This window comes from Streptomyces anulatus, from assembly GCF_014650675.1.
Classification (GTDB): domain Bacteria; phylum Actinomycetota; class Actinomycetes; order Streptomycetales; family Streptomycetaceae; genus Streptomyces; species Streptomyces anulatus.
In genome coordinates, this window is record NZ_BMVK01000007.1 from 256,827 (window position 1) to 281,892 (window position 25,066).

Genomic DNA, 25,066 nt, shown 5'->3' on the forward strand with positions numbered 1-25,066 from the left:
CGCCGTGGCGCGCGGCGTCCTCGCGGTCACCGTCCGATCACCGCGGGGCTGCCGCCCTCCTCGGTCCCCCAGACGTCCTCGTCCTCCTCCAGATAGGCGGCGGAACTGGTGGTCCGGCGGCCGCTGTCCTGCTCCTCCTCGCCCCGCGTCTCACCGCCGCTGCTGGTGGTCGTGGGTCGGGGGGCGGGGGCCAGGAAGGTGTCTTCGCCCTCCTGACGGTTCCAGGCGCCGCGGCGGCGGCGCTTGCGGCGCTCGCTCTCCTCGGCCGCGTCGACCAGTACGGCACGCACGCGTTCGCCGTTGCCCTTCTCCCCGGCTCCGCCGGCGCCCATGCCCGCGCCGCCCATCGGCATACCGGGCGAGCCGGGCATGCCGGGTGAGCCCGGGGCGCCGGGTGTCTGGCCGGGGGCTCCGGGCGTCTGACCGGGGTTGAGCCCGTTGCCGGAACCGTCGCCGAGCGGGCCGCCGCCGAGGGCGGAAAGGCTGTTGTCGAGGCCGGCGGAGTTCCCTCCGCCGTTGGTGAGGCCGAGGTCGGACAGCGGCAGATCGCGGGAGACGGTGCTCGGCCCGCCGCCCCCGGAGCCGCCGCCCCCGGAGCCGTTGCCGTTGCCGTTCAGCCCGAGGTTGTCGAGGTCCAGCCGATCGCGGGTCTCCCGGTTCAGGTCGGAGTTGAGCCCGTCCAGGTCCACGGTGCGGGTGTTGCCATCCGGGTCGGTGATCGTCGTACGCCCGGTATCCGGGTCCACGATCTGGGTGGTGCCGTCCGGGAACGTCGTCTTGAGCATCCCGTTGTCCAGCACGGTCTTCGACCCGTCCGGGTTGGTCACCGTCGCGCCGTGCGTCAGGTCGACGGTCTTCGTCGAACCGTCGGGATTCGTGGTCGTCAGCTCCCCGGTGTCGGGGTCGAACGAACTGCGGCTGCCGTCCGGGAACACGTTGTCCAGATCGCCGTCGAGCCCCAGCGAGGTACGCCCGCCCGTCGGCGTCTCCAGTCCGTCGCCGTTCCCGCCGAGGCCGAGGTCACCCAGCCCGTCGAGCCCACCGTTCAGACCGCCCAGGTCACCCAGGTTGCCCAGATTGCTGGTCGACGTACTCCCGTCCGGGTTCGTCGTGACGGTCTCCCCGGTCCGCGGATCGACGACCTGCTGGGAACCGTCCGGGAAGGTCGTCGTCAGATTCCCGTTCCGGTCCAGCGACGTGACCGAGCCGTCCGGATTGGTGATCTTCGCACCATCACCCAGATCCACCGTACGCGTCGAACCGTCCGGATTCGTGGTCGTCAGCTCCCCGGTGTCGGGGTCGAACGAACTGCTGGCGCCGTTGGGGAAGTCGGTGGTGATCCCGCCGCCGTCCCGGAGCCTGGTGTTGCCACCGGTCGGCGTGTTCAGGCCGCCCGCGCCGCCGTTTCCGAGAAGGTTTCCCAGACTGCGGGTGAACTCCTCGTTCGGGTTGTTCCGGGCCCCGTCCTGCGGGTTGTTGCCGCCGAGGTTGCCGAGGCTCTGGGTGAGCGGGGGGATGACCGGCGGCGGGGACTGCCCGTTGCCGCCCAGTGGACCGAGGTCGGTGTTCAGCGTGCCGCCGTCGCCCGACGGCGAGTTGAGGTTCCCCAGGTTGCCGAGGTTGTTCAACGCGTTGTTGCCGGCGTTGCCCAGGTCGTTCAGGAAGTCGTTGTTGGCGTTCCCGAGGTTGTTGAGATCGTCGAGCGCCTGGTTGTTGATGTTCCCCAGGTCGTCCAGGACGGTCTTGTTGCTGTTCCCGAGGTCGTCCAGGATGTCCTTGTTGTTGTTATTGAGGTCGTCCAGGATTTCGTTGTTCTTGTTGTTCAGATCATCCAGGATGTCATTGTTCTTGTCGTTCAGATCGTCGAGTATGTCGTTATTGTTGTTGTTGAGGTCGTTGAGGAAGTCGTTGTTGTTGTCGTTGAGCTTGTCGAGCCACTCGTCGATGTCCGGCCCGCCGTTGCCGCCGGGATCGTTGAGCTTGTCCTCGGCGTAGTCCTCGCCCGCGGTGCTGGTGGTCTTGGGCTTCGGTACGTTCTCGGTGAAGTCCTTGGTGAGGTCGAGGAAGCGGTTGTTCAGCTTCGACGTCTCCGCGATGGCGGGCCGGACGAGCTCCTGGTCGACGCCCTGGTTCCAGAGCTCGACGGCCTTCTCGCCGACCTTCTTCCAGTTGGCGATGTCGCTCAGGTCGCCGTACTCCGGGTGCTCCTGGAGGAAGCCGGTCTTCGGTGAGTGCCTGACCGTGGTGTAGCCCGCGCCCTGGTACCCGGTGTGTGTGGTGGCCTCGATGTCGCTCTGGCTGATGTTGTGCTCGTTGACCCAGCGGGCGAGGTCGTCGAGCACGAAGCGCAGTACCCGAAGAGGGTCGTAGTAGTCGGTCTTCGCCCAGGTCAGCCAGGCGTCCAACAGGCTGGAGGCGGCGTCCTTGAGGCTCTGGCTCCCCGTGTTCAGAGCTCGGGAGTACACCGTGCCCCCGGTGCCGCTCGCGTCGTCGGCGTTCGAGCTCGCCCCGAAGGTCTCCACATAGCCCTCGTAGTTGTCGTGCACCTTCTTCAGAAGGTCGCGGAAGACGTCCGCCGCCTCCCCTTTCCAGCTCGCGTCCTCCCGGGAGAAGCGGTCCTCCCAGTCCTTGAGGATGACCGCCTTGTCCTTGAAGAACTGCGCGGCCCGGTCGAAGGACTCCCCGGTCGCCACGAAGGACTTGAGCTCCACCGCGTTGGCGTCGTCCACCGGAAGGTCGGCGAACTTGACTCCGTCGGTGCCGCCGTCCCGCAGGGCGATGAGCGCGGCTCGCGGCCCGTTCATGTAGCGGGCCAGCGGGATGGTGCTCATCTCCTGCTTGTTGTAGTCCTTGAACTCGTTGCCCTCGCGGACATCGGCGTCGTCCACGTCGTCCGCGTCCGTGCCCGCGAAGTGGATGTCGTTGTCCGACTTCACCCGGCCCTCGAAGACGATGCGGGCCTGCATGAGCGAGGACTTCTTGTTCTTGTTCAGGAAGAAGATGTCGTAGTCCTGACCCTCGTTCACGAGGAAGCCGGACTCCGAGACGACGGACTTGAGGTCCCGTTCACGGATGTCCATCCGGAACAGCGGGCCCCCGCTGGTCGAGGTGAGCTTCTCGAAGATCGTCTTGCGGTCCGGCACCGGGTAGCCGGTGATGTGCGTCACCAGCGTCGCCCAGGCGTCCGACGATTCGGAATCGAACCCCTCCAGCTTGTTCACGTTCGCTTCGGAGTTCGGGTCCTCGTTCTGGACCTCAGCCACGGGTACCCCCTTCGGTACTGGTCCGGGTCAGGATGTTTCCTCGTCGCCACCCGTGCCACCGACGGTGAGGGCGTCCACCTCGTCGAAGGTCTGGAGCAGCGTCTGCGCGTCGATCGCGTCGAGGTTCTTTTCCTTGGTCTTGTTCGCTTCCTCGATGGTCTCGGTGAGGGCTTCCTTGAGCTCCTTGAAGAGCGTCATCTGCTCACCGAGGAGCTCGTCGATCTTGGTCGCGGACGCGGTGATGGCGGTCAGCAGCGTCTTGCCGGAGACCAGGTCCTCATGGTCTCCCCGGCCGATGTGCCCGATCCGCAGGACCTGGTCGGCCTTCTTCGGGTTGTCCGCGGTGGTGTATCCGGCCACCAGATCACCGAGCGGGCGGATACCGCTGTCGGGGGTGTCCTCGCGGGTGACCTTGGCGTCCTTGCGTACCGGCTCGACCTCCAGGTCCCGGAAGTTCTCCATCTGCTTGAGGTCGAAGTGCTTGACGTCGGCCTTCTCAGCCATGGGACGTCCTCCTGGGGTTCGGTTCCGGGCGGTTCGGGAAACGGCGGGCGGCGGTCGGCTCGCCCGCACCGCGTCCGGGTTCCACCCGCCACGATGGCGGGTGGAACCCGGAGGGGGAACTAACGGGCGCGCACACCACCCCAGTTGTCGGCGCTCCTGCGCTCGTCGCGGGAGTGGTTGTCGTGGATGCTCTGGACCAGCTCGCCGCTGTCGCCGAGGAGCAGGGCCATGTTCTTGGTCGCCTGGTCCCACTCGGCCTGGACTCCGCGGTACATCGCCTGGTCGTCACCCTCCCAGGAGGTGATGAGCGGCTTCAGCTCGTCCTCCAGGTTGTTGAGGGTGGTGATGATCTGCTTGGTCTGCTGGGTCAGCTCCTCGATCGCGTTGCGGACCGTGGAGTACTGCACATCGATGATGCCGTCGGCCATGACATCTCCTCTCGGGTGGCCGGGCGCCAGGGCCCGGGGGTGCTCACGGGTTCCGGCCTCCGCGAAGGGGGCCGGTGCCGTCGGGGACGGGTCAGCGCAGCGCCTCGAAGACGCCCTGGCTGGTCTTGCTGTTGAGCACCTCGGTGAGGTCCTGGTTCTCCTTCGCCAGCCGGTCGGCCGACGTCACGTTCTCCTGGAGCGCGTCGACCATCTTGCTGATCTGGACGACGACCTTCTGCGCCTCGCCGTTCCAGCTGCGGAACAGCTTCAGCAGGGCCTGACCCTCGTCACCGCCGACGCCCGAACGTGCGGCGATCTCGGCGACGTTGTTCTGGATCTTCTCGACCGCGGCCCGGGCCGACTCCAGCGAGGAGACACCTCCCAAGCCCTTGGCATAGTCCGCCCGCCTCTGGCCACTGTCCGCCATGTCGCGCTCCCTTCGTTGAGTGACTTCTCGTCGCACCGTTGCACGCCGAGGCTAAAGAGAACCCGCCTTCCGCCGCAACGTATGCAGGGAAGATTTGAGCATAGTTCCGCGGGCCAGAATCCTTGCGAGCCAACGGAGTTGTCCGAAGGTTTCCACGAAATGAACCCGGCCCGCCCGCCGACGTCCGTACCGGTCGATGCGGACGGCAAACGGGCAGCCGGAGAATCCGAACGGTCATCGGGGCAGCCCGTTTCCGGTGCGGCGCGCCCCTTTCACGGGATTCCCCGGGAGAGGCCGGCTGCCGAACTTCTGAGCTTTTTCTGAGGTTTCCCTCGGTGCGCGGCGCACCTCGAATAGGCCCTCGCCGAAGCCGAGTCGGGTGCGATGTTCCGCGCCACACCCTTTTCTCTTTCTTCGGCACCATATGGGGGATTTCATCCGGATCATGGCCGGGATTCACTCGTCCGCGCCGCGCCGGAAGCGCCGCATTTCGGGGCGGTCACCCGGGACTCCGCGGCGCCGGCGGCGGCGGCCGGATCGAGGTCCGCGCCGGTCGGCAGGGCCGCGAGCAGCGGCGCGGGGACCGAGCCGATGTCCCCCTCCCCGTATCCGAGCGCCTCCAGGGATTCCTTGGCCGGAACGCGGTACTTCACGCCGTTCTCCGCCACCAGGTAGGTCGTCCCGGCGTGCGCCGCACCGCTCGCGTGCAGGGCCCTGACCAGGGCGCCGCGCCCGGGGCGTACCACCGTGGCGTCCGTCCGGGCGCAGGCCGCGACCAGCGGCTGGGCGGCGCCCTGCGCGACCGCGACGGGGCCGAGCCCGGTGAGCGGGACCAGCACCGACCGGATCCGGGCGCCGCCGTTGCCGCCGTCCACCTGCGCGCAGAGCGCGCTGCCGCGGGGCGCGGACTGCGGGATCGGCGGCGTACGGGGCAGCTCCGCCGCGAAGGCCCCGGCGGCCGTCTCCTTCGCCCGGTGCGTACGGAGCGCGTCGGCGCCGACCGCGCGGGCCTCGGGCGAGCGCCCCTGGTAGGCGTCCTTCTGGGTGGCCGGGTCGCCCAGCACGAGGGCGGCCTCCAGCCGGGAGAGCGGCACGAGGCCGTCCTTGCGCAGCAGGTAGTACGTGGAACCGCCGCCGGGCACGCTCACCTCGAAGAGCTGGCCGATCGTGCTCGGCTCCCCGCCGAGCGCCGGTCCCTTCTGCCCCCGCCCCGGTGCCTCCGGCGGTTTCAGGGCGGGTCCGGGGGCCAGGGCATCGAGGAAGGCGGCCGAGACCGGCATGGCCCGCTCGGAGCCGAAGCCGAGGGCGTTGCGGGCGTCGGATGCACGGTCCAGGGGCAGCCTGCTGCCCCGCCACACCAGGTACTCGGTGCGGTCCGGGCCGCTGACGAGCACTCCCCGGTCGGCGCCGATGCCCTGGGTCTCCAGCGGCGCCCCGGCGACCAGCGTGGTGGCCCCCGGCTCGGCCACCCCGGCCCCCATGGCGGCGCCGGAGGTGCTGGGCAGCGCGCCGCCCGGACCGGTGACGCACATGTGCCAGGCGCCGGAGTCGAGTTGACCGGGGGCGGGGAGGGTGTCGGGCGCGCCGGGGATACCGGCCGGGGATCCCACGGGGACGTCGCGCAGCGAGGCGGTGGAGACGTCCACGGCCTTCAGCTGGGGGCCTCCGATCAGCCGTGCCGACGCGTAGTTGCGGACCGGGTGGAGTACGCCGTCGGTGCCGGTCCACAGATAGCGGGCGCCGGTCTCGCGGTTGACCACCAGGTTCTCGCCCTTGCGCCAGGTCTCGTTGCCGCCGGGGCGCAGGAGCCCGTAGACGGTGGCGCCGGCGCCGATCAGGAGGGTCACCAGGAGGCCGAAGACGACCCCCCGGGTCGTCCGGCCCAGCGGGCTCTCCGGGGCGTCCGGGTCGGCCGTCAGCAGACCCGAGCTGAGCCTGCCCATCATGAAACCGTGGGCCTGCACCTGGTCGCGCTTGGACTGCACAGCCTCTCCTCAACTCTTCTTCGATGGACCGGCGATGGAACGGCGTACGGGCGGACTCAGCCGAACAGGCCGCGCAGCCAGCCGAAGAGACCCGCCACCCACAGGGTGAACGGCAGCAGCGCGACCGCGAGGCCGGTGTGGGCCAGCTCCGCCGCCCGGCCCCAGTACGGCAGCACCCGGCGGCCGGGCACGATCCAGGACGCGGTCACCAGGGCGGCGGCGACGGCGAGCAGCACCGCGAAGACGACCACGCGGCCGTCGGCGTCGCTGTCCACCGCCCAGGCGCGGGCGAGGAGCAGCAGCCCCCAGACCCCGGGCACGGCCAGGGTGAGGCGCTGGCCGATGTGGACGAGGCCCCGGGAGTGCAGGAGCAGCAGCAGGGACAGGGCGAGCCCGGTGAGCGTCTCGGGCAGGTCCGGGGTGTGGGCGAGGACCGCCAGGGCGGCGGCGGCGATGGTGCCGGTGGCGGCGAAGAGCGCGGTGACCCAGCGCCCGGCGAGCTCGGTGCGCTCGGCGACCTCGTCGCCCGCGTACGGGTCGATGCCTTCCTGGAGCTGTCCGGCGGAGGAGGGCAGGGAGGGCATCCGCATCCCGGCCAGTTTGAAGGCGAAGGGGGCGACCGCCCCGGCGGCCAGGGCGACGACCGTGGCGACCAGTGCCACGGCGGCGGGCATGTCCAGGCCGGTGTAGCCCATCAGGGCTCCGGAGACGGCGGTGGCGACGGCGACCACGGCGGTGGCCAGCAGGGCGGGGGCGCCGACGGCGGTCGCGGCGAGCGCGAGGACCGCACCGCCCGCCGCCGCCGCGCCCGCCGCGAGCAGCCGCGCGCCCGCGACCTGCACCGCGTCGGGGCCGGTCAGGTCGCCGCCGGGCAGCACCCAGCCCACCAGGGCGAAGCACGGGGCGACCAGCAGGCCGAGGGCGGTCGCGGAGAGGCGGTCGCCGACCGCGCGGCTGGCGGAGCCCGCGCCGGCGAGGAGCAGCACCCCGGCCACGGCCGCGCAGGCGGCCCGGGTGGCGGTGGAGTCGGTCACGCCGGGCCGGAACACCAGCACCAGGGCGGCCACCACGGTCGCCACGGCGGTGCCCACCAGCAGGCCGCGGGCCGCGCCGGCGTGCCAGGTGTGCAGCCGGCGGCCCACCGTCTCGGCTATCCCGTCGACCAGGTCGTCCAGCCGGGCCTCGGGCAGCGCCTCGGTGTGGGGCCGCAGATGGAGCACGGCTCCGTCGGCGAGCCCGGCCCGGGCCAGCGTGGTCTCCTCGTCGAGCGGGGCGTCGCCGAGCCGCTGGAGCACCCAGCCGGCGTGGTCGAGTCCGGCCTCCTCGGCCTCCTCACCGACGTACCGCAGGAGGGTGGGGAGCAGATCGGCGACCGGTACGTCGGCGGGCACGGCCAGATCGATGGTGACGCTCGGCGCACGTACGGTCAGGCGGCACGATTCGGCCACCGCACTGTCGGTCATCAGCAGAACTCTCGTCTTCCGTGCGGGCTTTGACAGAGACTTCCCCGGGAGTGGGAATGTGCGAACAGTACGGAAAGTCCGCGCGGCCGTGAACCGGGGGGCCTGGCAGGGAAATTGTGCCCGCATACCCGGCGACCGACCCTCCCGCGTGGACAGGCCGCGTTCCGTGAATGCAGACTACTGCCTGCGGCCACCGGCCGTGCTGCGGGCCGGGGTGAGGAATCCGGCAAACAGGCGGCCATCACGGAAGTTGACCGCTCCCGCTAACCATGCGAAACATTCACCCGGCGTTCATCGAGGCATCCGAGCCCGAGCAATCCGCCGGGTGGGACCTTTCCTCCTCCCGGGTGCGCCGGTATTCGGCGCGGTCCGGAAAGTCAGTGAACCGGAGGTTCTCTTCCTTGAGTGTCGTGCTGTTTCGCCGCCCGGCCCGCAGGCGCGGGCCGGAGATGCCCGAGGGGCAGTTGACCCTCCAGGAGCCGCCGGTCCTCGCCGAGTCGGTGCCCGACACCTCGGCGGTGTGGACCTATCTGCCGATGGCCCTGATGTCGGTCTCGATGATGCTGATGTTCCTGCGCCCCGGCGGCGGGAACAGCGTCTTCATGTATCTGGCGATGGGCGTCATGGCGCTCTCCGCCGGCGCCATGCTGCTGGGGCAGCTGATGCGCCGCTCCAGTGAGCGCAAGCAGCGGCTGAAGGGTGAACGACGCGACTACCTCCGCTATCTGGCGCAGACCCGCAAGCGGGTGCGGACCACCATCGCGGAGCAGCAGCGGGCGCTGGCCTGGCGCCACCCCGAGCCCGCGTCGCTCCGCTCGCTGGCCCGCACCTCCCGCCTGTGGGAACGGCGCCCGGCCGACGAGGACTTCGGCGAGGTCCGTCTCGCGGTCGGCGAACAGCAGCTCGCGCTCACCCTGAACCCCGTCTCCACCCGCCCGGTGGAGGATCTCGAACCCCTCTGCGCGCACGCCCTGCGCCGCTTCATCCGCGCCTACTCCACCATCCCCGAGCAGCCGCTGGGGCTCTACCTGCGCTCCTCGGCCCGGATCCAGCTCCGCCCGGAGGAGGCGCCCGACGGCGAGACCCCCGATGCGTCCGCGCCGGAACACGACGCCGTACGGGCCCTGGTGCGGGCGATGCTCGGGCAGCTCGCGGTGTTCCACGCGCCCGAGGAGCTGTGGCTCGCTCTCTGCGTCAGCGACGAGCGGCGGGCCGACTGGGAGTGGGTCAAGTGGCTTCCGCACGTGCTGGATCCGCACGAGGAGGACGGGGCGGGGCAGGCCCGCCGGATCACCGCCGACCTGACCGAGCTGGACGACCTGCTCGGCGCCGAGTTCGCCGAGCGCCCCGGCTTCGACCCGGATGCCCGCCCCGGCCGTGACGAGCCGTACACGGTCGTCGTGCTGGACGGCGTCAACGTGCCCGAAGGCCACCGCTGGGAGGGCCACGGCTACCGCAACGCCCTGATCCTCGACGTCTCCGGGGCGCTGCGCTGGCGGCCCGGCCGCAACACGCTGCGGCTGACCGTGGGCGCGGACCGGGTGAACCTGGTGCGTACCGACCGCAGCCGCAAGGAGCGCTCGGTGCCGCTCGGCCGCCCCGACCGGCTCGGCCCGCTCGGCGCGGAGTCCCTGGCCCGGCTGCTCACCCCGCACCGGATGAGCCTGGGCTCCGACATCGCCCAGCCGCTGGAGACCGACGTCGAGCTGACCACCCTGCTCGGCATTCCCGATCTGCACCGGCACGACCCACAGACCCTGTTCGCCCGGCACTCCGGCTCCGGCCGGCTGCGGGTGCCGATCGCGGTCGGCGTGGACGGCCGTCCGGTCGAGCTGGACATCAAGGAGTCCGCGCAGGGCGGTATGGGCCCGCACGGCATGCTGATCGGGGCCACCGGCTCCGGCAAGAGCGAGCTGCTGCGCACCCTCGTCCTCGGGCTCGCCCTGACCAACTCCTCCGAGACGCTCAACTTCGTCCTGGTCGACTTCAAGGGCGGCGCGACCTTCCTCGGACTGGAGGAACTCCCGCACACCTCCGCAGTGATCACCAACCTGGCCGACGAAGTCGCCCTGGTGGAGCGGATGCAGGACGCCCTGCACGGTGAACTCATCCGCCGCCAGGAGCTTCTTCGCTCGGCGGGCAACTACACCTCGGCCCTGGAGTACGAGCGGGCCCGCGCCGCCGGGGCCGACCTCGCCCCGCTGCCCAGTCTGTTCGTGGTGGTCGACGAGTTCAGCGAACTGCTCTCCACGCACCGGGAGTTCATGGAGCTCTTCGTGATGATCGGCCGCCTCGGCCGCTCGCTCGGCGTGCATCTGCTGCTCGCCTCGCAGCGCCTGGACGAAGGGCGCATGCACCAGCTGGAGAGCCACCTCTCGTACCGGATAGGGCTGCGCACCTTCTCCGCGATGGAGAGCCGCGGTGTGCTCGGCGTGCCGGACGCCTACGAGCTGCCCGCCGCGCCCGGCAGCGGCTTCCTGAAGTCCGGGGTGGAGGCCCTGACCCGGTTCCGTGCCGCGTACTCCTCGGGGACGTACCGGCGTCGCACCGGTGCGGTGGTGCAGGCCCGGGTGGCGAGCCAGGTGGTGCCGTGGACCAGCGGCTGGGTGGTGCCGCGCACCCTGGAGACCCCACCCGACCCGGAGCCGGAGACGGAGGAGGCGGAGGAGGCGGAGGCGCTGCTGGATGTGGCGCTGGACCGGCTGCGCGGCTCCGGACCCGACGCCCACCAGGTATGGCTGCCGCCGCTGGGCGAGCCGTCCCCGCTGGACGCGCTGCTGCCCGGCATCGGGCCCGACAGGGCACGCGGCCTCATCGCCACGCGATGGCCCGGCACCGGGAAGCTGCGGGTTCCGGTCGGCCTGGTGGACAAGCCGTTCGACCAGCGCCGCGATCCGCTGATCGTGGACCTGTCCGGGGCGGGCGGCCATGTCGCCGTCGCGGGCGGTTCGCAGAGCGGCAAGTCCACGCTCGCCCGGACGCTCATCGCCGCCCTGGCACTGACCCACACCCCGGCCGAGATCCAGTTCTACTGCCTGGACTTCGGCGGCGGTGGCCTCTCCCAGCTCGCCGCCCTTCCCCATGTGGGCGGAGTCGCGGCGCGGCTCAACCCGGAGCGGGTGCACCGGACGGTCGCCGAGGTGATGGCGCTCCTCGCCCGCCGCGAGCAGTTCTTCGTGGACCACACGCTGGACTCCATGCAGTCCTACCGGCGCCGCCGGGCCGCCGGGGAGTTCCCCGACGAACCGTTCGGCGATGTGTTCATGGTGGTCGACGGCTGGTCCACGGTCCGCCAGGACTACGACGACCTGATCCCGAAGTTCAACGAACTCGCCGCCCGCGGGCTGAACTACGGCATCCACCTGATCATCACCACCACCCGCTGGGTGGAGCTGTCCGCGCAGGTCCGCGACCAGGCCGCCACCCGTCTCGAGCTGCGGATGGGTGATCCGATGGACTCCGAGATCGACACCCGCAAAGCCCGCTCGGTGCCGCGTACCGGTGGCCGGGGCATCACCGCCGACAGCAAGATGCACTTCCTCGCGGGTCTGCCCCGCCTGGACGGCAGCGGCTCTCTGGAGGACCTCGGCGAGGGCGTCGCCCACCTGGTGGCGGAGATCGGCCGGCACTGGTCCGGCCCCTCCGCCCCCCAGGTGCGGATGCTCCCGCACCGTCTCCCGGTCTCCGAACTCCCGGCGCCCGAGGCCACCGAGGGCGGCGGAATGCGCCTCGCGCTCGGCCTCGACCAGGACGCGCTGGAGCCGGTCTGGCACGACTTCAGCCGGACCCCGCACCTGATCGCGGTCGGCGACACCGAGAGCGGCAAGACCAATCTGCTGCGCCTCGTCACCCGGGGCATCACCACCCGGTACTCCCCCGAGGAGGCGAAGATCATCGCGGTGGACTACCGCCGCACCCTGGTCGACGCCATCCCCGAGGAGTACCGCATCGGGCACGTCATCTCCCTGGACAACCTCAACGAGACCATCGAGGGCGCGGCCCGCGCGATGAAGACCCGGGTGCCCGGGGCCGACATCTCGCCCGCCCGGATGCGCAGCTGCGACTGGTGGACCGGCCCGCGCCTGTTCATCCTGGTCGACGACTACGACATGGTCTCCGGCAACTCCTTCCAGAACCCCTTCGAGCCGGTCTTCGAGCATCTGACGCTCGGCTACGAGATGGGCCTGCACCTGGTCGTCGCCCGGAGCGCCATGGGCGCGGGACGCGGCCTGAGCGACGGGTTGATCCGCCGTCTGGACGAGGCCAACAACCCGGCGGTCCTGCTCTCCTGCCCGCCCACGGAGGGCCGCCTCTTCGGCAACGCGAAGCCGCTCAACCTGCCGCCGGGCCGGGCCCTGCACATCCAGCGCCGCAAGCCGCGGCTGGTGCAGACGGCCCTGGTGGAGCAGGACTGAGGGTACGGAGAAGGGCCCCTCCCCGAGGACGAGTGCCGGGAGGGGCCCTTCGCACGTTCAGCTCTCGTCGGGAGTGCCCGCCGGACGCCAGTTCCGGGCGCGGGCCCGGGTGAGGGCGAAACCGGCCCAGAGGAGGGAGAGGACGCCGGCCGACCCGAGGAGGACGAAGAGGACGGCCCGGCCGGTGGCGCGGTCGGTGTCGGAGGTGTCGCGTACGGCCACGGGCTCGGCGGCCCGCTCCGTACCGCCGGCGGGGGCGCCCGCGTCGCCGAGGACCGTGGTGACGGCGGCGTAGGCGTCCAGTTGGGGGATGTCGGCCGGGTACGCGGTGGCGGTCAGCCGGCGGGTCACCGCGTCGGCCGACTCCTCGGGGTGGGCGGCGCGGACGGCCGCGGCGGCACCGGCCGTGTACGCGGTGGCCACCGCGACGCCCGCGCCGAGGTAGTGGCCCTTCCCGCGCGGCCCGCCGGAGACGACCCCTGCGCCGGGCGCGGCCAGGTCGACGGTGCCGGTCGGAAGGGCGCTGTCCGGGCGGGCTCCGGCGGGCAGCATGTCGGCGACGGAGAGGACGCCGGGCTCACCGGCGGGCCAGTAGGTACGGGAGGGGATCTCGTCGGCCGAGCCGCGCGGCGGCGGCTCCGGGGTGGCCGCCGCGACCACCACCGCCCCGGCCTTGCGGGCCTCGGCGACGGCTCGGGTGAGCGCGGTGTCCTTGCGCGGGAGGGCCACCGCGACCGCGATCACGTCGGCACGGGCGGTCGTCGCCGCCCGTACGGCCGCCGTGACGAGCGCGGGATCCGGCTGCCCGCGCCGGTCGGTGCCGCGCAGGGCCAGGACCTTCGCTCCCGGGGCGACCCCGGCGAGGCGCGGGGCGGGCCCGCCGTTCCCGGCGATCAGCCCGGCCAGGAAGGTCCCCTGCCCGACACAGTCGTCGGCGGCCTCGCCCTGGGCGGTGACCCGGCCGTCGAGCCCTTCGGCCCCCGGGGCGACGCCGGTGGAGATCAGCGCGACGGTCACGCCCGCCCCGGTGGTGTGCCGGTGCAGCCGGTCCAGGTCGAGGCGCTGGCGCGACCAGTCCTGCTTCTTCGCCCGCTCCTTGGAGGCGGGGGTGCAGAGCGCCTCCTCGGCCCGCGGGTCGAGCGCGGAGGGCATGCCGGGCAGTTCCTGGCCCTTCTTCCCGTCGGCCGCGTGCAGGTCCGTCGGTGTACGGGCGGGGGGCGCGGCCTGGGCGGGGAGGGCCGCGGGCAGCAGCAGAGCGGCCGCGAGTCCGGCCCCGTACAGCAGGCGGGCGGGCGGCCTCACTGGGGGACCACCTTCGGGGCCGCGGCCGTGACGTCCGCCGGGAGGAGGATGCGCAGGTCGTCCAGGGTGGGCGCGGCCAGCGAACTGAGCCTGCCCGCCTGGCGGGTGACCATCGACTCGACCACCTGGCGGGCCAGACGGGCGTTGCCGAAGGACCGGTCGCGGGGTACCGCGTCGAAGTACTCCTTGAGCAGCGGCCCGGTGCCGGGTCCACACTCGTACCCCATGGCGGCGGCCTGGGCGCGCACGATGGTGACCAGTTCCTCGGAGGAGTAGTCGGCGAAGGAGATCCGGCGCGGGAAGCGGGAGGAGAGACCCGGGTTGGAGGCGAGGAAGCGTTCCATCTCGTCGGTGTAGCCGGCGACGATGACGACCACCTCGTCGCGGTGGTCCTCCATCAGCTTCAGCAGGGTGTCCACCGCCTCCTGGCCGAAGTCGGCGCCGCCGCCGCGCGGGGTGAGGGTGTAGGCCTCGTCGATGAACAGCACGCCGCCACGGGCCTTCTCGAAGACCTCACGGGTCAACTGGGCGGTATGGCCTATGTAGCGGCCGACGAGGTCGGCGCGGGCCGCCTCGATCAACTGGCCGCGCTGCAGCACGCCGAGCTGGGTGAGCACCTCGCCGTAGAGGCGGGCGACGGTGGTCTTGCCGGTGCCGGGCGGGCCGGTGAAGACCAGGTGGTTGCTGAGCGAGGGAACGGGCAGCCCGGCGGCGGCCCGGTGGCGGGCGGTGGTGATGAGGTTGACCAGGTCGGCGACCTCGCGCTTCACCTCGGCCAGTCCGATCATGTCGCCGAGGCGGGTGAGCGGGTCGTCCGCCGGTGCGGCGGTCCCGGAGGCCGACGCGGCGGCGGTGGCGGAGACGTCATCGGGGAGCAGCAGCCGCAGATCGTGCTCGCTGACCTGGGCCTGGGCCGAGAGCCGGATCGCCTGCCGGTCCACCATCTCCTCGAACACCCCGCGCGCGGCACGCCCGTTGCCGAATCCGGCGTCCCGGTCCATGGCCCCGAAGTGGGCGGCGAGCGCCTCATCCGTCCCCTCCCCCAGCTCGTACTGGTGCTGGGTGCACATGCTCTCCATGATCGCGACCAGGTCGGGGACGGAGTAGTTCTCGAACTCCACGGTCCGCGAGAAGCGGGACGCGAGGCCGGGGTTGGAGCTGAGGAAGGACTCCATCTCGCGGGAGTAGCCGGCGGCGACCACGACCACGTCGTCGCGGTGGTCCTCCATGAGCTTCAGCAGGGTGTCCACCGCCTCGCGGCCGAAGTCCGCGCCGCCGTTGCCGCTGTCGGCGGTGAGGGTGTACGCCTCGTCGATGAACAGGACTCCGCCCAGGGCCCGTTGGAAGGTCTCGGAGGTCTTGATCGCGGTGCCGCCGACGACTTGGGCGACCAGGTCGGCGCGGGACACCTCGACCAGGTGGCCGCTGCGCAGCGAGCCCAGCTCGGCCAGGATCGCCCCGTAGAGGCGGGCGACGGTGGTCTTACCGGTGCCGGGCGGGCCGGCGAAGATCAGGTGTCTGCTCATCGGCGGTGCGGGCATGCCGAGCTGCTCACGACGCTGGGCGAGCTGGGTGAGGTTGACCAGGGTGCGTACCTGCTGCTTGACGTTCTCCAGGCCGATCAGCGCGTTGAGGGCGCCGAGCGGGCCGTCCGCGCGGTCCGGCGGGGGCGAGTCGGCGGCGCCGGAGCCCGCCGGGTCGGTGTTCTCGGCGCTGCCACTGCCCCAGGCGTCGCGTTTGCCGTTGGAGACGCTGTTCAGGCCGTCCACGGCGAGCCGTTCACCGGGGGTGATCTGCACCAGGCCGCCGCCCTCGTTCTCCCGGGCGGTGCAGTTGACGAGCGAGACGGGTGCGGTGGACTCCACCCGGAAGCCGTCCTGGGCGCCGCCGTTGGCCTCGCAGCCGCTGAGCGAGGCGAGGGCGCCCTCGCGGAGCAGGAAGCCGTGGCCCCTGGGGGCGTGGACGGTGGTGCGGTTGGCGGTCAGTTCGCCACCGGCGGCGACGACCACGCCCTCCTCACCGGAGATCTCGACGCGGAAGTCGCGGACGGTGACGTTGCCGCCGTCCTCCACGATCAGGCCGCTGGTCGTGGTGTCGGAGACGCCCCCACCGGCCAGGTAGAGGGTGGAGCCGGAGGCCACCCGTACACCTGCGCCCTTGGGCCGGACGATCTCGCAGTCCTCGACGCGGCCCCGTGCGTCCTTGGTGGCCGCGATGCCGTCACCGGCGGGCTCCACCAGCCGGGCCCTGCGCAGCAGCGGGTTGGCGCCGCCCTGCAGAACGACGGCGGGCGAGGATCCGATGACCTCCAGACGGTCCAGTTCCGGGGCCGAGTCCTCCTCCAGGAAGAGCCCGGGCCCCTCGCAGTCGCGGACGGTCAGACCGGTCAGCGCCGGGGACGAGGCCCCGGCGACCCGCAGGGCCGCGCCCTGTGCGCCGTCGACCCAGCAGTCCTCGAAGGTGCCGCGCGCCCGGTCGGTGACGAACAGTCCGTGCCCGCGTACGCGCGAGACCCGGCAGCGGCGCAGTACGGGGTCGGTGCCGGAGGCGAGTACGATCCCGTTGCCGGAGGCGCCGGTGACGCGGACGTCCTCCAGGACGGAGCGGCCCCCGGTGCTCAGGTGCACGCCGGTGCTGGTGTCGTGGACGACGGTCCGGACGACGGAGACGGCGGCGTTCTCCTCCAGAGCGATGGAGGGCTTGTCGGTGGAGGAGATGTCGCAGTCCTCGACGGTGCCGCGGGTCTCGCCGTTGGCGAGCAGACCGTTGCCCCGGGCGCCCCGTACCGTGCAGTCGCGGACGCGCGCCTCGCCCTGCTCGGCGAGGACGATGCCGCTGGTGCCGAGGTGTTCGAGCGTGCAGGACTCGACGGTGGTGGGTGTCGTGGAGGTCACCACGACTCCCGCGCCCTGCGGGTTGCTCACGCGGCAGTCGCGCAGAGCGAGGGAGCCGGTCCCGCCGGCCAGCATCGCGGTCCAGGCGGCGCCGACGATCTCACACCCGTCGAACGCGGCCTGCCCGCGCCGCACGTCCACCGCGGGCAGCTCGGCGTCGCCGCCGCGCAGGGTGAGTTCGGAGAACATGACGGCGTCGGCGCGCAGCGCGACGACACTGCCCGAACGCGGCCGGATCTCCACCGTGCCCCGTCCTTCGGCGGCGGTGAGGGTGACCCGGGTGTGGATCACCAGGTTCTCCGCGTACGTTCCGGGCCGGACGCTGATGAGCGCACCGGTACGGGCGGCGGCGAGCGCCTCACCGATCGTGGAAAAGCGGTCCGCGGGGCCGACCGTCAGTACCTGGCGCGACACGCACCAACCTCCTCGCTACGGCGGCGTCCTGTCCGGACGCCCCTCTTCGCCGGGGACGCGGGTCGGCGGTCCGGCGATGCCATCATGCCTGGCCCGGTGCGGCGCACGGATGCCGGGAGCGGGGCTCCCGGCATCCGGACGTCGGGGTCAGGTGCTCCACTTCTGGTTGTCGTTGCCCGTGCAGTCGAACAGGATCAGATAGGTCTCCGGGCCCCTGCCCTTGCTGTGGTTCGGGATGTCGACGCACTTGCCGACGGCGGTGTTGACCAGGTCGTGGGCGCCGTTCAGGGTGAACTTCTGGGCGTCGGCGCCGTTGCACCAGGCGAGCTGGATACGGGAGCCGTTGTTGAAGTTCGCGTTGGCCACGTCAAGGCACTTGTCCCTGGCCCGGATCGTGCCGTCGGAGCCGAAGCGCCACTTCTGGGCGTCGGCGCCGTTGCAGTCCCACATGAAGAGCGGCTGGCCGTCGTTGAAGTTGTGACCGGGTACATCGAGGCAGCGGCCGGAGAGGTGGCTGCGGAAGGAGACGGGCCCGCTGAACGTGACGGCGGGCTGGGCCTTGGCAGGCTGGTTCTTACCGCCGCCGCTCTCCTTCTCGGGCTGGGCCTTGGACGAGCCGGCCTTCTCCGCCGTGTCCTTGGAGCCGTCGCCCTTCTTCGCCTCCTCCTTGCCGCCGTCCGCCGAGGGGACGACCGGCACGGGGTTGCCGGCCTTCTCCGGCTTCGCCTCGTCCTTCTTCCCCTTCCCGTCCTCGGCGGGCGCACTGGTCTCGGGAGCGGTGACGGCGAACTCGCCCGGCGCCTCCGGCCCGCTTCCGTCGAGGACGGTCCCGGCCGCGGCGGCGTTCGTCTGCTTGGGCCCCTCGTCGTTGTTGCCGGCGAGCACGAGGAAGGGCACCGACACGAGTACCGCTCCCACGACCGCCGCGCCCGCGAGTGCGGCCCTGCCCGGCCGCCCCACGGGCCCCGCCTCCTGCTGCGGCTGGCCGATGGCGGTGGCGGTCATGGTCCGTACGAGGGCGGGGAGGCGGCTCTGGGCGGCCGCTGAGGCGCTGGGGTCGGTCTCGGAGTCGGAAGCGGCGGCGGCCCCGGGGGTCGCGGTCCCGCCGTCGGGGGCCGGGGCCTCGGGGCTCTCACCTCCCTCGGGCTTCCCGGTCTTCTCGTCCTTCCCGGACTCCGAGGGCTTCCCGGTCGCCGAAGGCTCGGCTTCCGCGGCTTCGCTCTTCGCCTGTACGGGAGCGGAGTCGGGCGCGTCAGGAGCGGCCGGCCCGACGGGAGCAACGCTCTCGGCCGGGCTCGCGGCCGCCCCCTCACTCTCGGCGCCGGACTCCGCGCGGGCCTCCGGGGACGCGGAAGCGGGGGTCTGCTGGGACGACGAACGCGTCACGGGGTCCTCCCTGTGGTGTGGGGCGAGGGTTCGGTCGGGTCGGGGCCGTCGGCCGTGGTCACGTGGCCGGAGCTCATGGGCCCGAGAAGGCTGTCGGCCGGAACGAGCAGGGGAGCCGCGGCGCCGGGGTTGACCGACAACAGGGCGCCGGTGGCCGCCACCGACCGGGCCAGCTCCCCGGCGGGCAGGGTGTCATGGTGAAGTGCCGCGGACATGAATGCGTGTGTGGGCGAGGTGAACAGGAGCACCACCGGCGCCCCGTCCCGCCCTGCGGCCATGAGGGGCCCGCCGTCCGGCCCGCGTACGACGGTGACGTCCGCCTCCGCGAGTGCGGCCAGCGCCTCGTCCACCGTGCCGTACCCGGTGGCGGCCCGCTGGGCCGCCTCGTCCACCGGGTCGGTGGGCTCCGGCCAGCCGAGGACTCGGGCCGAGGGACGGTAGGCGGGATTGGCGCGGTACTCGCCCACGCCCCCGCTCTCGTCGGACTGCCACTCCCCCAGCACGGCCCACTCCGGCGGCGTCCGCGTCGACGTCCACTCCGGATCGACGATTCCGATCCAGTGTCCCGGGGCACGACGGGCAGCGTCCTTCACGGCTTCCGGCACCAGGGAGGCATCCGCAAGGGCCAACGGGACGCTCTGCCCGTCCTGTTGCCGCTCTCCGAGCGGTATCTCCACCTGAACTCTTGGCTCCGTAAGAATTTTTGGGTGCCGGACGGTCGGAAGACACTCTCGGCACGCCGTCGACAGTGATCAGATCGGGCAGTCAACAGGATGTCATACGAGCTCCGTTCACGGGGCCCGGCGGGAAGCCCGTATCGGCCTTCCACCTGCCCGTTTACTGCCCGAGTGGGGAACTTTCCGGGACCAGTGAGGCGTGGGACGACAAAGCGACCGGGGCGTATCGAGGCGAGTGGCCTCCCCCGCTCCCGGAACGGACTACGTTGGGCACGCCCCCGAGGAGGAGTCAGCGCATGCCCCCCGAGCCCCCCGCCCCCGGCACCGAGCCGGCCGCCGCCGAGAAGTCCGGCTCCGCCTCCCCGCCGCCCGCCGCACCGGCCGAGGCGCCGAAGCCCCGGAGCGAGGCCGCCGCGACGGCCGGGACCGAGGAGTCCCCGGCACCGGCCGAAGCCACGGCCGGGGCCGAGAAGACCCGGACCGAACCCGCCGCCACCGCCGCCACCGCCGGGACGGAGGAGACGCGGGCTCCGGCCGGAGCAACGGCAGGGGCCGGGGATCCCCCGACGGCCGCCGCCCCGTCCGACCCGTCGACGGGCGAGACCACCGATCCACCCGAGGGCCGCACGGAGGGCATGGGACTGGCGACGGCCGTCGCCGCGCAGCCGGAGACCACGACCCTCACCGTCGCCGACAGGGGACGCCCCCGCACACCGGTCCTGGCGGGAGCCGTGTTCGTCGGCGCCGCCCTGGTCGCGATACCCGTGCTGCTGATGGGCAGCGCGAACGACGAGAAGCCGCGTCACACCACGGCACCGGTCGCCGGGAGCGGCGACACCGTCCTCGACGCCGAATCGGCCCCGGCGGCCCTGGACGACTACGTGGCGGTGAAACCCACGCCGTCCCCGACGGAACAGAAGAGGACCACCGCGCCGAAAGCCGTTCCCGCACCCGTGGCGCCCACGCCCGCGCCCCGGACGAGCGCCCCCGCCGAGAAGCCGAAGGCCTCACCGAAACCGAAGCCCAAGGCGGCCCCGAAGCCGGACTGGGGCACCCAGACGGTCTCCGCGACCAGCTCCATCGGGGTCGGCCAGTCCTGGGCCACCAACCGCATCCGTATGACGATGCAGCAGGACGGCAACCTCGTCGTCTACAACGAGCAGAACAAGCCGATCTGGGCTGCCATGACCTTCGGCGAGAACCACCGGGCGATCTTCCAGCCCGACGGCAACCTGGTCGTCCACAACGGCGACGACCGAGCCATCTGGGCCTCGAAAACCCATGACTTCGGCGGTGCCCAGCTGGTCCTGAGGCCCGACGCCAAGGTGGTCGTCGTGCACAACGGCAGGGTGGTCTGGTCGACCTGACCGGCGCGGCGTGCGTGTGGTCAGGCGCCCGCGTGGACGTGTGCGGCCCACACCGACGGCAGGTTCGGATATGTCGTCCTGAGCCGCCTGACCGTGCGGTGGACCGCCGCCGACGCGCACAGCGCGCCGGACCGGTCCGCGATCAACTCGCCGTAGATCTGCCGGCTGAAGGCCGGCGCCACCGCGTCGTCGACGCGCCAGAGCGTCCCGACCACCTGGGAGAACCCGGCTATCTGAAAGGCCGCCAACGGGTGGATCGCCTCGTCGGACAGGCGCGCCGTGGTGCGGGCCGTGTCGCAGGCGGACAGGAACGCGAACTCCGCGTTCCGCAGGCGTAATCGGGAAAGGTCCAGCACCCGGAACGGCGCGCGGTCGTGGTCGTGCAGCGCGAGGTGGCTGTCCGAGGGGTTGTCCGGGTCGCTGTACCCGTGGCAGGCGAAGTGCGCCCAGCCACTGGCCGGCAGGGCGTCGAGAACGGCGTCACGCGTCGCGTCCGCGCCGACCAGGACCGTGGCGCCGGGCAGGAGAGCGGCCAGGTGGTCGGCTTCGGCCTGTGCGCCGGGCAGGTCCGGGGCGTCCGGAGTGTGCGGCATCGCGACCACCAGCATCCGCGGCTCGTCCCGGTCGTCGCGGCGGCCGGCGCGGGCGTGGCCCAGAGCGCGGATCGTCGGCGTCGTCGAGGAGACGACGCGGTCGAGGAGCACAGGTCCGCCGTCGCGGTGGTGGCCCGCCGCGTGCAGGGGCAGCAGGCTGAGCGACCCGACCGGGGCCCACCAGATCCTCGGCCACGGTCGGTCCGCGGGCGGTTCCGTCGTCAGCCCCAGCTCGCCGAGCACCGGGCCCGCGACGGTGTCCCACAGCCATTCGAGCGTGTCGTGGATGGTGTGCTCGGCGGCCAGCCGTCCCTCCGTGAACGCGGTGTGCAGAGCACGCACGCGGTGGCTCACGTTCTCTTCGCTCAGCCCGTCCAGGGCGCGTGAGCGGACCCCGTCCGGCGTGATGATCAGCGCGTCGCACCGGTGCCGGCTGACGTTGACGTACACGATCGGGCCCTCGTGCGCCTGCGCGGTGAGGTCGGTGAGCAGCGGGGGCCGCAGGAACCGCTCCATCCCGGGCAGCGCGCGGATGCGGTCGGTCACCGCGTCGAGCTCGTCGGCTAGGGCCACGCGGTCGCGCGTGGTGTCGGTCTCGAACTCCGCGGTGAGCGTCCGGAAGCGTTCCGCGAGCTCGGGCGCCCGCTCGCGCAGGTCGGAGAGATCGCCTCGGCTGTCGAGTGCCTGGGCGGCGAGCACGCAGCGCCCGGATTCGAGCAGGGTCACCGCGCTCACCGCGTCGTCGGCGGCCAGCGCACACGCGGCCGCGTCGGCGGCGACCCCGGCGAACCGGCCGAGCCAGTACTGGGCGTCCTCGCGGCCCAGGCGGCGCCCGGCGAGCCGGGGCAGCAGCCGGACCGCGGCGGCGTACCCCTCGGCGGCCACGTCGAACTGCCCGGCCTCGGCGGCCAGACCGCCCCACCGGTCCGCCGCTTCCGCCCGCCTCTCCGCCGGCGATCCGGTGGACGCCGCGGCCTCCCGGTAGCAGTCGAGCGCCTCGGTCAGCGCGTCGCCGTCGCCGAGGTGCCGGAAGCCGAGCACCAGGACGTTGGCGACGCCGGTCAGCAGACCCGCCCGGGAGTAGGCGTCCTGCCCGGGCCCGCGCGCCGCGCTCCGGGCCAGGCCGACCGCCTCGGCGAGGAGGTGCGGATCCGGTGGCTCCCGTCGCGCGGCGGCGGGTGCGACGGGGTTCGTGCACCAGTCGCCGAGCGCGCCGGCCAGGCTCGCGGTGTACCCGGGCCAGTGCGGGCTGTCCTGCGGAGTCGCGGCCACGGACGCGCGACGTGCGGCGATCGCGTCCCGCAACGCGTTCCGGTCGCCGAACTTCTCGTACGCCATGCCCAGCACACCGCCGAGATTGGCGAGCCGCACGGCCCGGCCCGGGTCGTCGTCCGCCGTCACGTCCGCGGCCGCGCGGTGTGCGGCGATCGCCTCGTCGAGCACGCTCGCCCTGCCCGTCCTGGTGAACCAGTCGGACAGCATGGCGCCGAGGTTGGAGAGCCGCTGGGCCTGCCCGGCGACCAGGCTCGCGCCGAGGCGGACGGACTCCCGCGCGTGGTCGACGGCCTCCGACAACACCCGCAGCTCGCCGGTCACCCGGAACCGGTTGTGCAGCACGACGGCGAGGATTCCGAGCGAACGCGGGTGGTCGCCCTGCCCGGCCGTGGCCTCGGCGGCACGGCGGGCGACGTCGATCGCTTCCATGACGTGGGCCAGGTCCCCGGTCGCGCGGAACAACGCGTTCAGGTTGACGGCGAGGTTGCCCATGAACTGGACCCGCAGCGGATGGCCCGCCGACGTGCACGCGACCGCCTCCCGCTGGACGCCGACGGCCTCCGCCAGCGCGGCGTGGTCCCCGAACTCTTCACCGCGGGTGGCCAGCGCCGAGGCGAAGTGGTCCAGCCGCACACCCCGACGGGGGTGCCCGGCGGGGGTCGCGGCCGCCGCCGAGCGCCCGAGTCCGATCGCCCGGTCGAGCAGGGCCGGGTCCCGGTTCTGCTGGAACTCGGCGGCGTACCGGCCGCACACGTCTGCTTCGGTGTCGGCGCGTTCCCAGCCTCGGTCCGCTTCCGGGCGCTCGCCGGTGAGCGCGGCCCAGTCCCGTTCCGTGGTCGTCAGCTCGGTGAGGTTCTGCGAGTGCCGGGGATCGGTGATCGGTGTGTGGGCCATCAGCGTCTGCCGGACCCTGAGCAGTTCGGCCAGAACGTTCCGCGCCCCGCGGGCCCGGTAGTGGTCGTCGAGCAGGTACGCGAGGTTCTTCAACCGGTCGAGCACGTCGGACGATCCGGCCGGCGTGAGCTCCACCGCTCGCCGCGCGGCGTCGACGGCTTCCTCCACGACACCGGTCTCCCCGGTCTCCTGGGACCAGTCGCGCAGGACGACGGCGAGGAAGTGCAGGCTCCTGGCGGTGGACGCGTCATCGGGGGAGCATGCGACGGCGGCCCGCGCGTGTCCGGCGGCTTCCGCCAGGGGGGCGAGGTCTTCCGTCACGGTGAACGCCGTCCTCAGCGCGACGACGAGGTTGCCCAGGTAGAACGCCTTCTTCGTGGACGGTTCCTCGTCGACGGCCGTCCGGCTCCAGTCCAGCGCGTCGGCCAGGGTTTCGCGGTCCTGGTTCCGCTGGAACGCGGTGTGCAGCAGCATGCCGATGTTGTTGGCGTAGCCCGCCGAGGCCTCCGGGCTTTCGTACGCCAGGAGGTAGGCCTCCGTGACGGCCCGGATCGCTTCCTGCAGGAACGCGAAGTCGCCGGTCTGGTGGTAGCGGGTCTGCAGCAGGCCCCCGAGATTCGACAGGATCGTGCGCCGCTCGGCCCCGTCCTCGGCAGCCAGCAGGGCGTGGCCGAGATCGATCGCCTTCTGGATCGACGCGGGGTCCGCGCTGTGCCGGGCCACGCGGAAGGCCTCCCAGAACCGCTCGGCCGGGCCGTTCACGGGTCCCCCACCCACGCGTCAGTCCTCGTTGCCCTGCGAGGTGCCGGCCGGTCCGGCGGGTGCCTCGTCCGGCTCGGCGACCTTGCGTTTCGGGGTGTAGCCCCGTCCCTCGGCCTCCTGCAGCAGCGCCGCCTCTTCGGGCGAGAGCTCAGGTTCGTGCGCCATCACCGCTTCTCCCCTCTTCCTCATCCGGCACGGCCGCCGGTTCTCCGGCTTCGACGAACTCCAGTACGTCGAAGTCCTCCGCCCTCAGTCGCAGGCCCGCCGACCCGTGCACGCGCGCGCCGAACGCCCCGTCGGCACCCATCACCCGCGCCGATTCGAGGTACAGCTCGGCCGGGTGGGGGTACGAGGAGGCGTACGACCGGTCGCCGTACCAGCCGCCCGCCCAGTTGCCGTCCTTGAGCCGCACGCGTACGAAGCACGGTTCGCGGTCGCGGAACGCGTGGTCCCAGGCGCTGGGCGTGCTCAGGAACCGGGCCTTGCGTCGCTGCCGATCCATCAGGGAAACGGCGACCGCCGCCACGGCCGGCACGACGAGGAACAGCATCACGGCGGCGAGGCCGACCGCCCGCGGCCGCTCCACGAAACCGTCCCAGCCGCCGCCGGCGCCCCGCGCCAGGCGAACCAGCGCCGGCCCCGCCACCACGATGTACAGGGCGTCCAGCGCGATCGACGCGACGATCGCCCGCAGCACCCGCTCGCCCAGGTCACGCTCACCGGGCACCGGCCCGCGGCGGCGCTCCCGGACGAACTGGTAGGTGATCCCGGGCAGCACCAGAAGGACGAGCAGAGCGAGCTGCACGACGGTCGCGGGCGCCTGCACCTCACCAACCCCCTGTCGTGAGGACTCCGTTCCATCACGCTACCGGCTTGCGCGCTCCGCGATCGGCAGAACGCTTCTTTCCGCGACTACGGGGAGGCAGCGTCGGGGACGCGACCCCGACGACAACTGCCGAGGTGGTGACGGCCTTTCCCGGCACTTCCCGGCAGGGGCTGATCGCCCCTGCCGGGCGG

The 25,066-nt window shown here is 72.3% G+C and carries 15 protein-coding genes; 2 read left to right on the plus strand and 13 right to left on the minus strand.

The window, feature by feature from the left end:
* Nucleotides 1-26: 26 nt before the first annotated feature.
* The 6 genes from IE272_RS19700 to eccD all read right to left on the minus strand — a co-directional run bounded on the left by IE272_RS19700 (nt 27) and on the right by eccD (nt 8,070).
* Nucleotides 27-3,263: an AAWKG family protein gene (locus tag IE272_RS19700; RefSeq protein WP_190007388.1), complete on the minus strand. Its 3,237-nt coding sequence runs from the start codon at nt 3,261-3,263 to the stop codon at nt 27-29.
* 27 nt (nt 3,264-3,290) lie between these two features.
* Nucleotides 3,291-3,767 carry a type VII secretion system-associated protein gene (locus tag IE272_RS19705; protein ID WP_050357612.1) on the minus strand — a complete coding sequence of 159 codons (477 nt, stop codon included), beginning with the start codon at nt 3,765-3,767 and terminating at the stop codon, nt 3,291-3,293.
* 119 nt (nt 3,768-3,886) lie between these two features.
* A complete protein-coding gene (locus tag IE272_RS19710) occupies nt 3,887-4,195 on the minus strand; it encodes a WXG100 family type VII secretion target (RefSeq protein ID WP_007457487.1) in 309 nt (102 codons plus the stop codon).
* Between the two features lie 91 nt (nt 4,196-4,286).
* Nucleotides 4,287-4,622 (minus strand): hypothetical protein, encoded by a 336-nt coding sequence (locus IE272_RS19715; RefSeq protein ID WP_003970669.1) that lies wholly within the window; start codon nt 4,620-4,622, stop codon nt 4,287-4,289.
* Nucleotides 4,623-5,065: 443 nt separating this feature from the next.
* The gene (eccB, locus tag IE272_RS19720; protein ID WP_050357614.1) at nt 5,066-6,607 is read right to left on the minus strand and encodes a type VII secretion protein EccB; all 1,542 of its coding nucleotides are present in this window, start codon (nt 6,605-6,607) and stop codon (nt 5,066-5,068) included.
* A gap of 56 nt (nt 6,608-6,663) precedes the next feature.
* The gene (gene eccD / locus IE272_RS19725) at nt 6,664-8,070 is read right to left on the minus strand and encodes a type VII secretion integral membrane protein EccD (RefSeq protein WP_056699457.1); all 1,407 of its coding nucleotides are present in this window, start codon (nt 8,068-8,070) and stop codon (nt 6,664-6,666) included.
* 401 nt (nt 8,071-8,471) lie between these two features.
* Between eccD and eccCa the strand changes: the two genes are divergently transcribed.
* Nucleotides 8,472-12,485, plus strand: coding sequence for a type VII secretion protein EccCa (gene eccCa / locus IE272_RS19730; protein WP_195826389.1), 4,014 nt, complete (start codon nt 8,472-8,474; stop codon nt 12,483-12,485).
* 57 nt (nt 12,486-12,542) lie between these two features.
* Here the strand turns inward: eccCa and IE272_RS19735 are convergent, their stop codons facing one another.
* The 4 genes from IE272_RS19735 to IE272_RS19750 all read right to left on the minus strand — a co-directional run bounded on the left by IE272_RS19735 (nt 12,543) and on the right by IE272_RS19750 (nt 19,158).
* A complete protein-coding gene (locus IE272_RS19735; RefSeq protein WP_190007389.1) occupies nt 12,543-13,787 on the minus strand; it encodes a S8 family serine peptidase in 1,245 nt (414 codons plus the stop codon).
* The gene (locus tag IE272_RS19740) at nt 13,784-17,095 is read right to left on the minus strand and encodes a right-handed parallel beta-helix repeat-containing protein (RefSeq protein WP_050357618.1); all 3,312 of its coding nucleotides are present in this window, start codon (nt 17,093-17,095) and stop codon (nt 13,784-13,786) included. Before IE272_RS19740 ends, IE272_RS19735 begins: the two co-directional genes overlap by 4 nt.
* 147 nt (nt 17,096-17,242) lie before the next feature.
* Complete coding sequence (locus IE272_RS19745; RefSeq protein ID WP_190007390.1) at nt 17,243-18,481, minus strand: ricin-type beta-trefoil lectin domain protein; 1,239 nt, start codon at nt 18,479-18,481, stop codon at nt 17,243-17,245.
* Nucleotides 18,478-19,158, minus strand: a complete 681-nt coding sequence (locus IE272_RS19750; RefSeq protein WP_050357620.1) for a type VII secretion system-associated protein — start codon at nt 19,156-19,158, stop codon at nt 18,478-18,480. Before IE272_RS19750 ends, IE272_RS19745 begins: the two co-directional genes overlap by 4 nt.
* A 296-nt stretch (nt 19,159-19,454) precedes the next feature.
* Here IE272_RS19750 and IE272_RS19755 point away from each other — a divergent pair, with 296 nt between their 5' ends.
* Nucleotides 19,455-20,525, plus strand: a complete 1,071-nt coding sequence (locus IE272_RS19755) for a mannose-binding protein (protein ID WP_057661439.1) — start codon at nt 19,455-19,457, stop codon at nt 20,523-20,525.
* Nucleotides 20,526-20,545: 20 nt separating this feature from the next.
* Here IE272_RS19755 and IE272_RS19760 read toward each other — a convergent pair whose 3' ends face one another.
* Genes IE272_RS19760 through IE272_RS19770 form a run of 3 tightly spaced genes read right to left on the minus strand, consistent with a single transcriptional unit; the run spans nt 20,546 to nt 24,875 of the window.
* Nucleotides 20,546-24,064, minus strand: coding sequence for a CHAT domain-containing protein (locus IE272_RS19760; protein WP_190007391.1), 3,519 nt, complete (start codon nt 24,062-24,064; stop codon nt 20,546-20,548).
* Between the two features lie 3 nt (nt 24,065-24,067).
* On the minus strand, nt 24,068-24,214 hold the full coding sequence (locus tag IE272_RS19765; RefSeq protein WP_169808518.1) for a hypothetical protein: 147 nt from the start codon (nt 24,212-24,214) through the stop codon (nt 24,068-24,070).
* Complete coding sequence (locus IE272_RS19770) at nt 24,198-24,875, minus strand: DUF6338 family protein (protein WP_098891359.1); 678 nt, start codon at nt 24,873-24,875, stop codon at nt 24,198-24,200. The genes IE272_RS19765 and IE272_RS19770 overlap by 17 nt, the downstream gene beginning before the upstream one ends.
* Nucleotides 24,876-25,066: the final 191 nt, after the last annotated feature.

Coding starts and splice junctions, on each gene's coding strand:
- IE272_RS19710 (WP_007457487.1), bottom strand. CDS start 4,195: ATGGCCGACGGCATCATCGATGTGCAGTACTCCACGGTCCGCAACGCG.
- IE272_RS19705 (WP_050357612.1), bottom strand. CDS start 3,767: ATGGCTGAGAAGGCCGACGTCAAGCACTTCGACCTCAAGCAGATGGAG.
- IE272_RS19715 (WP_003970669.1), bottom strand. CDS start 4,622: ATGGCGGACAGTGGCCAGAGGCGGGCGGACTATGCCAAGGGCTTGGGA.
- eccD (WP_056699457.1), bottom strand. CDS start 8,070: ATGACCGACAGTGCGGTGGCCGAATCGTGCCGCCTGACCGTACGTGCG.
- IE272_RS19755 (WP_057661439.1), top strand. CDS start 19,455: ATGCCCCCCGAGCCCCCCGCCCCCGGCACCGAGCCGGCCGCCGCCGAG.
- IE272_RS19765 (WP_169808518.1), bottom strand. CDS start 24,214: ATGGCGCACGAACCTGAGCTCTCGCCCGAAGAGGCGGCGCTGCTGCAG.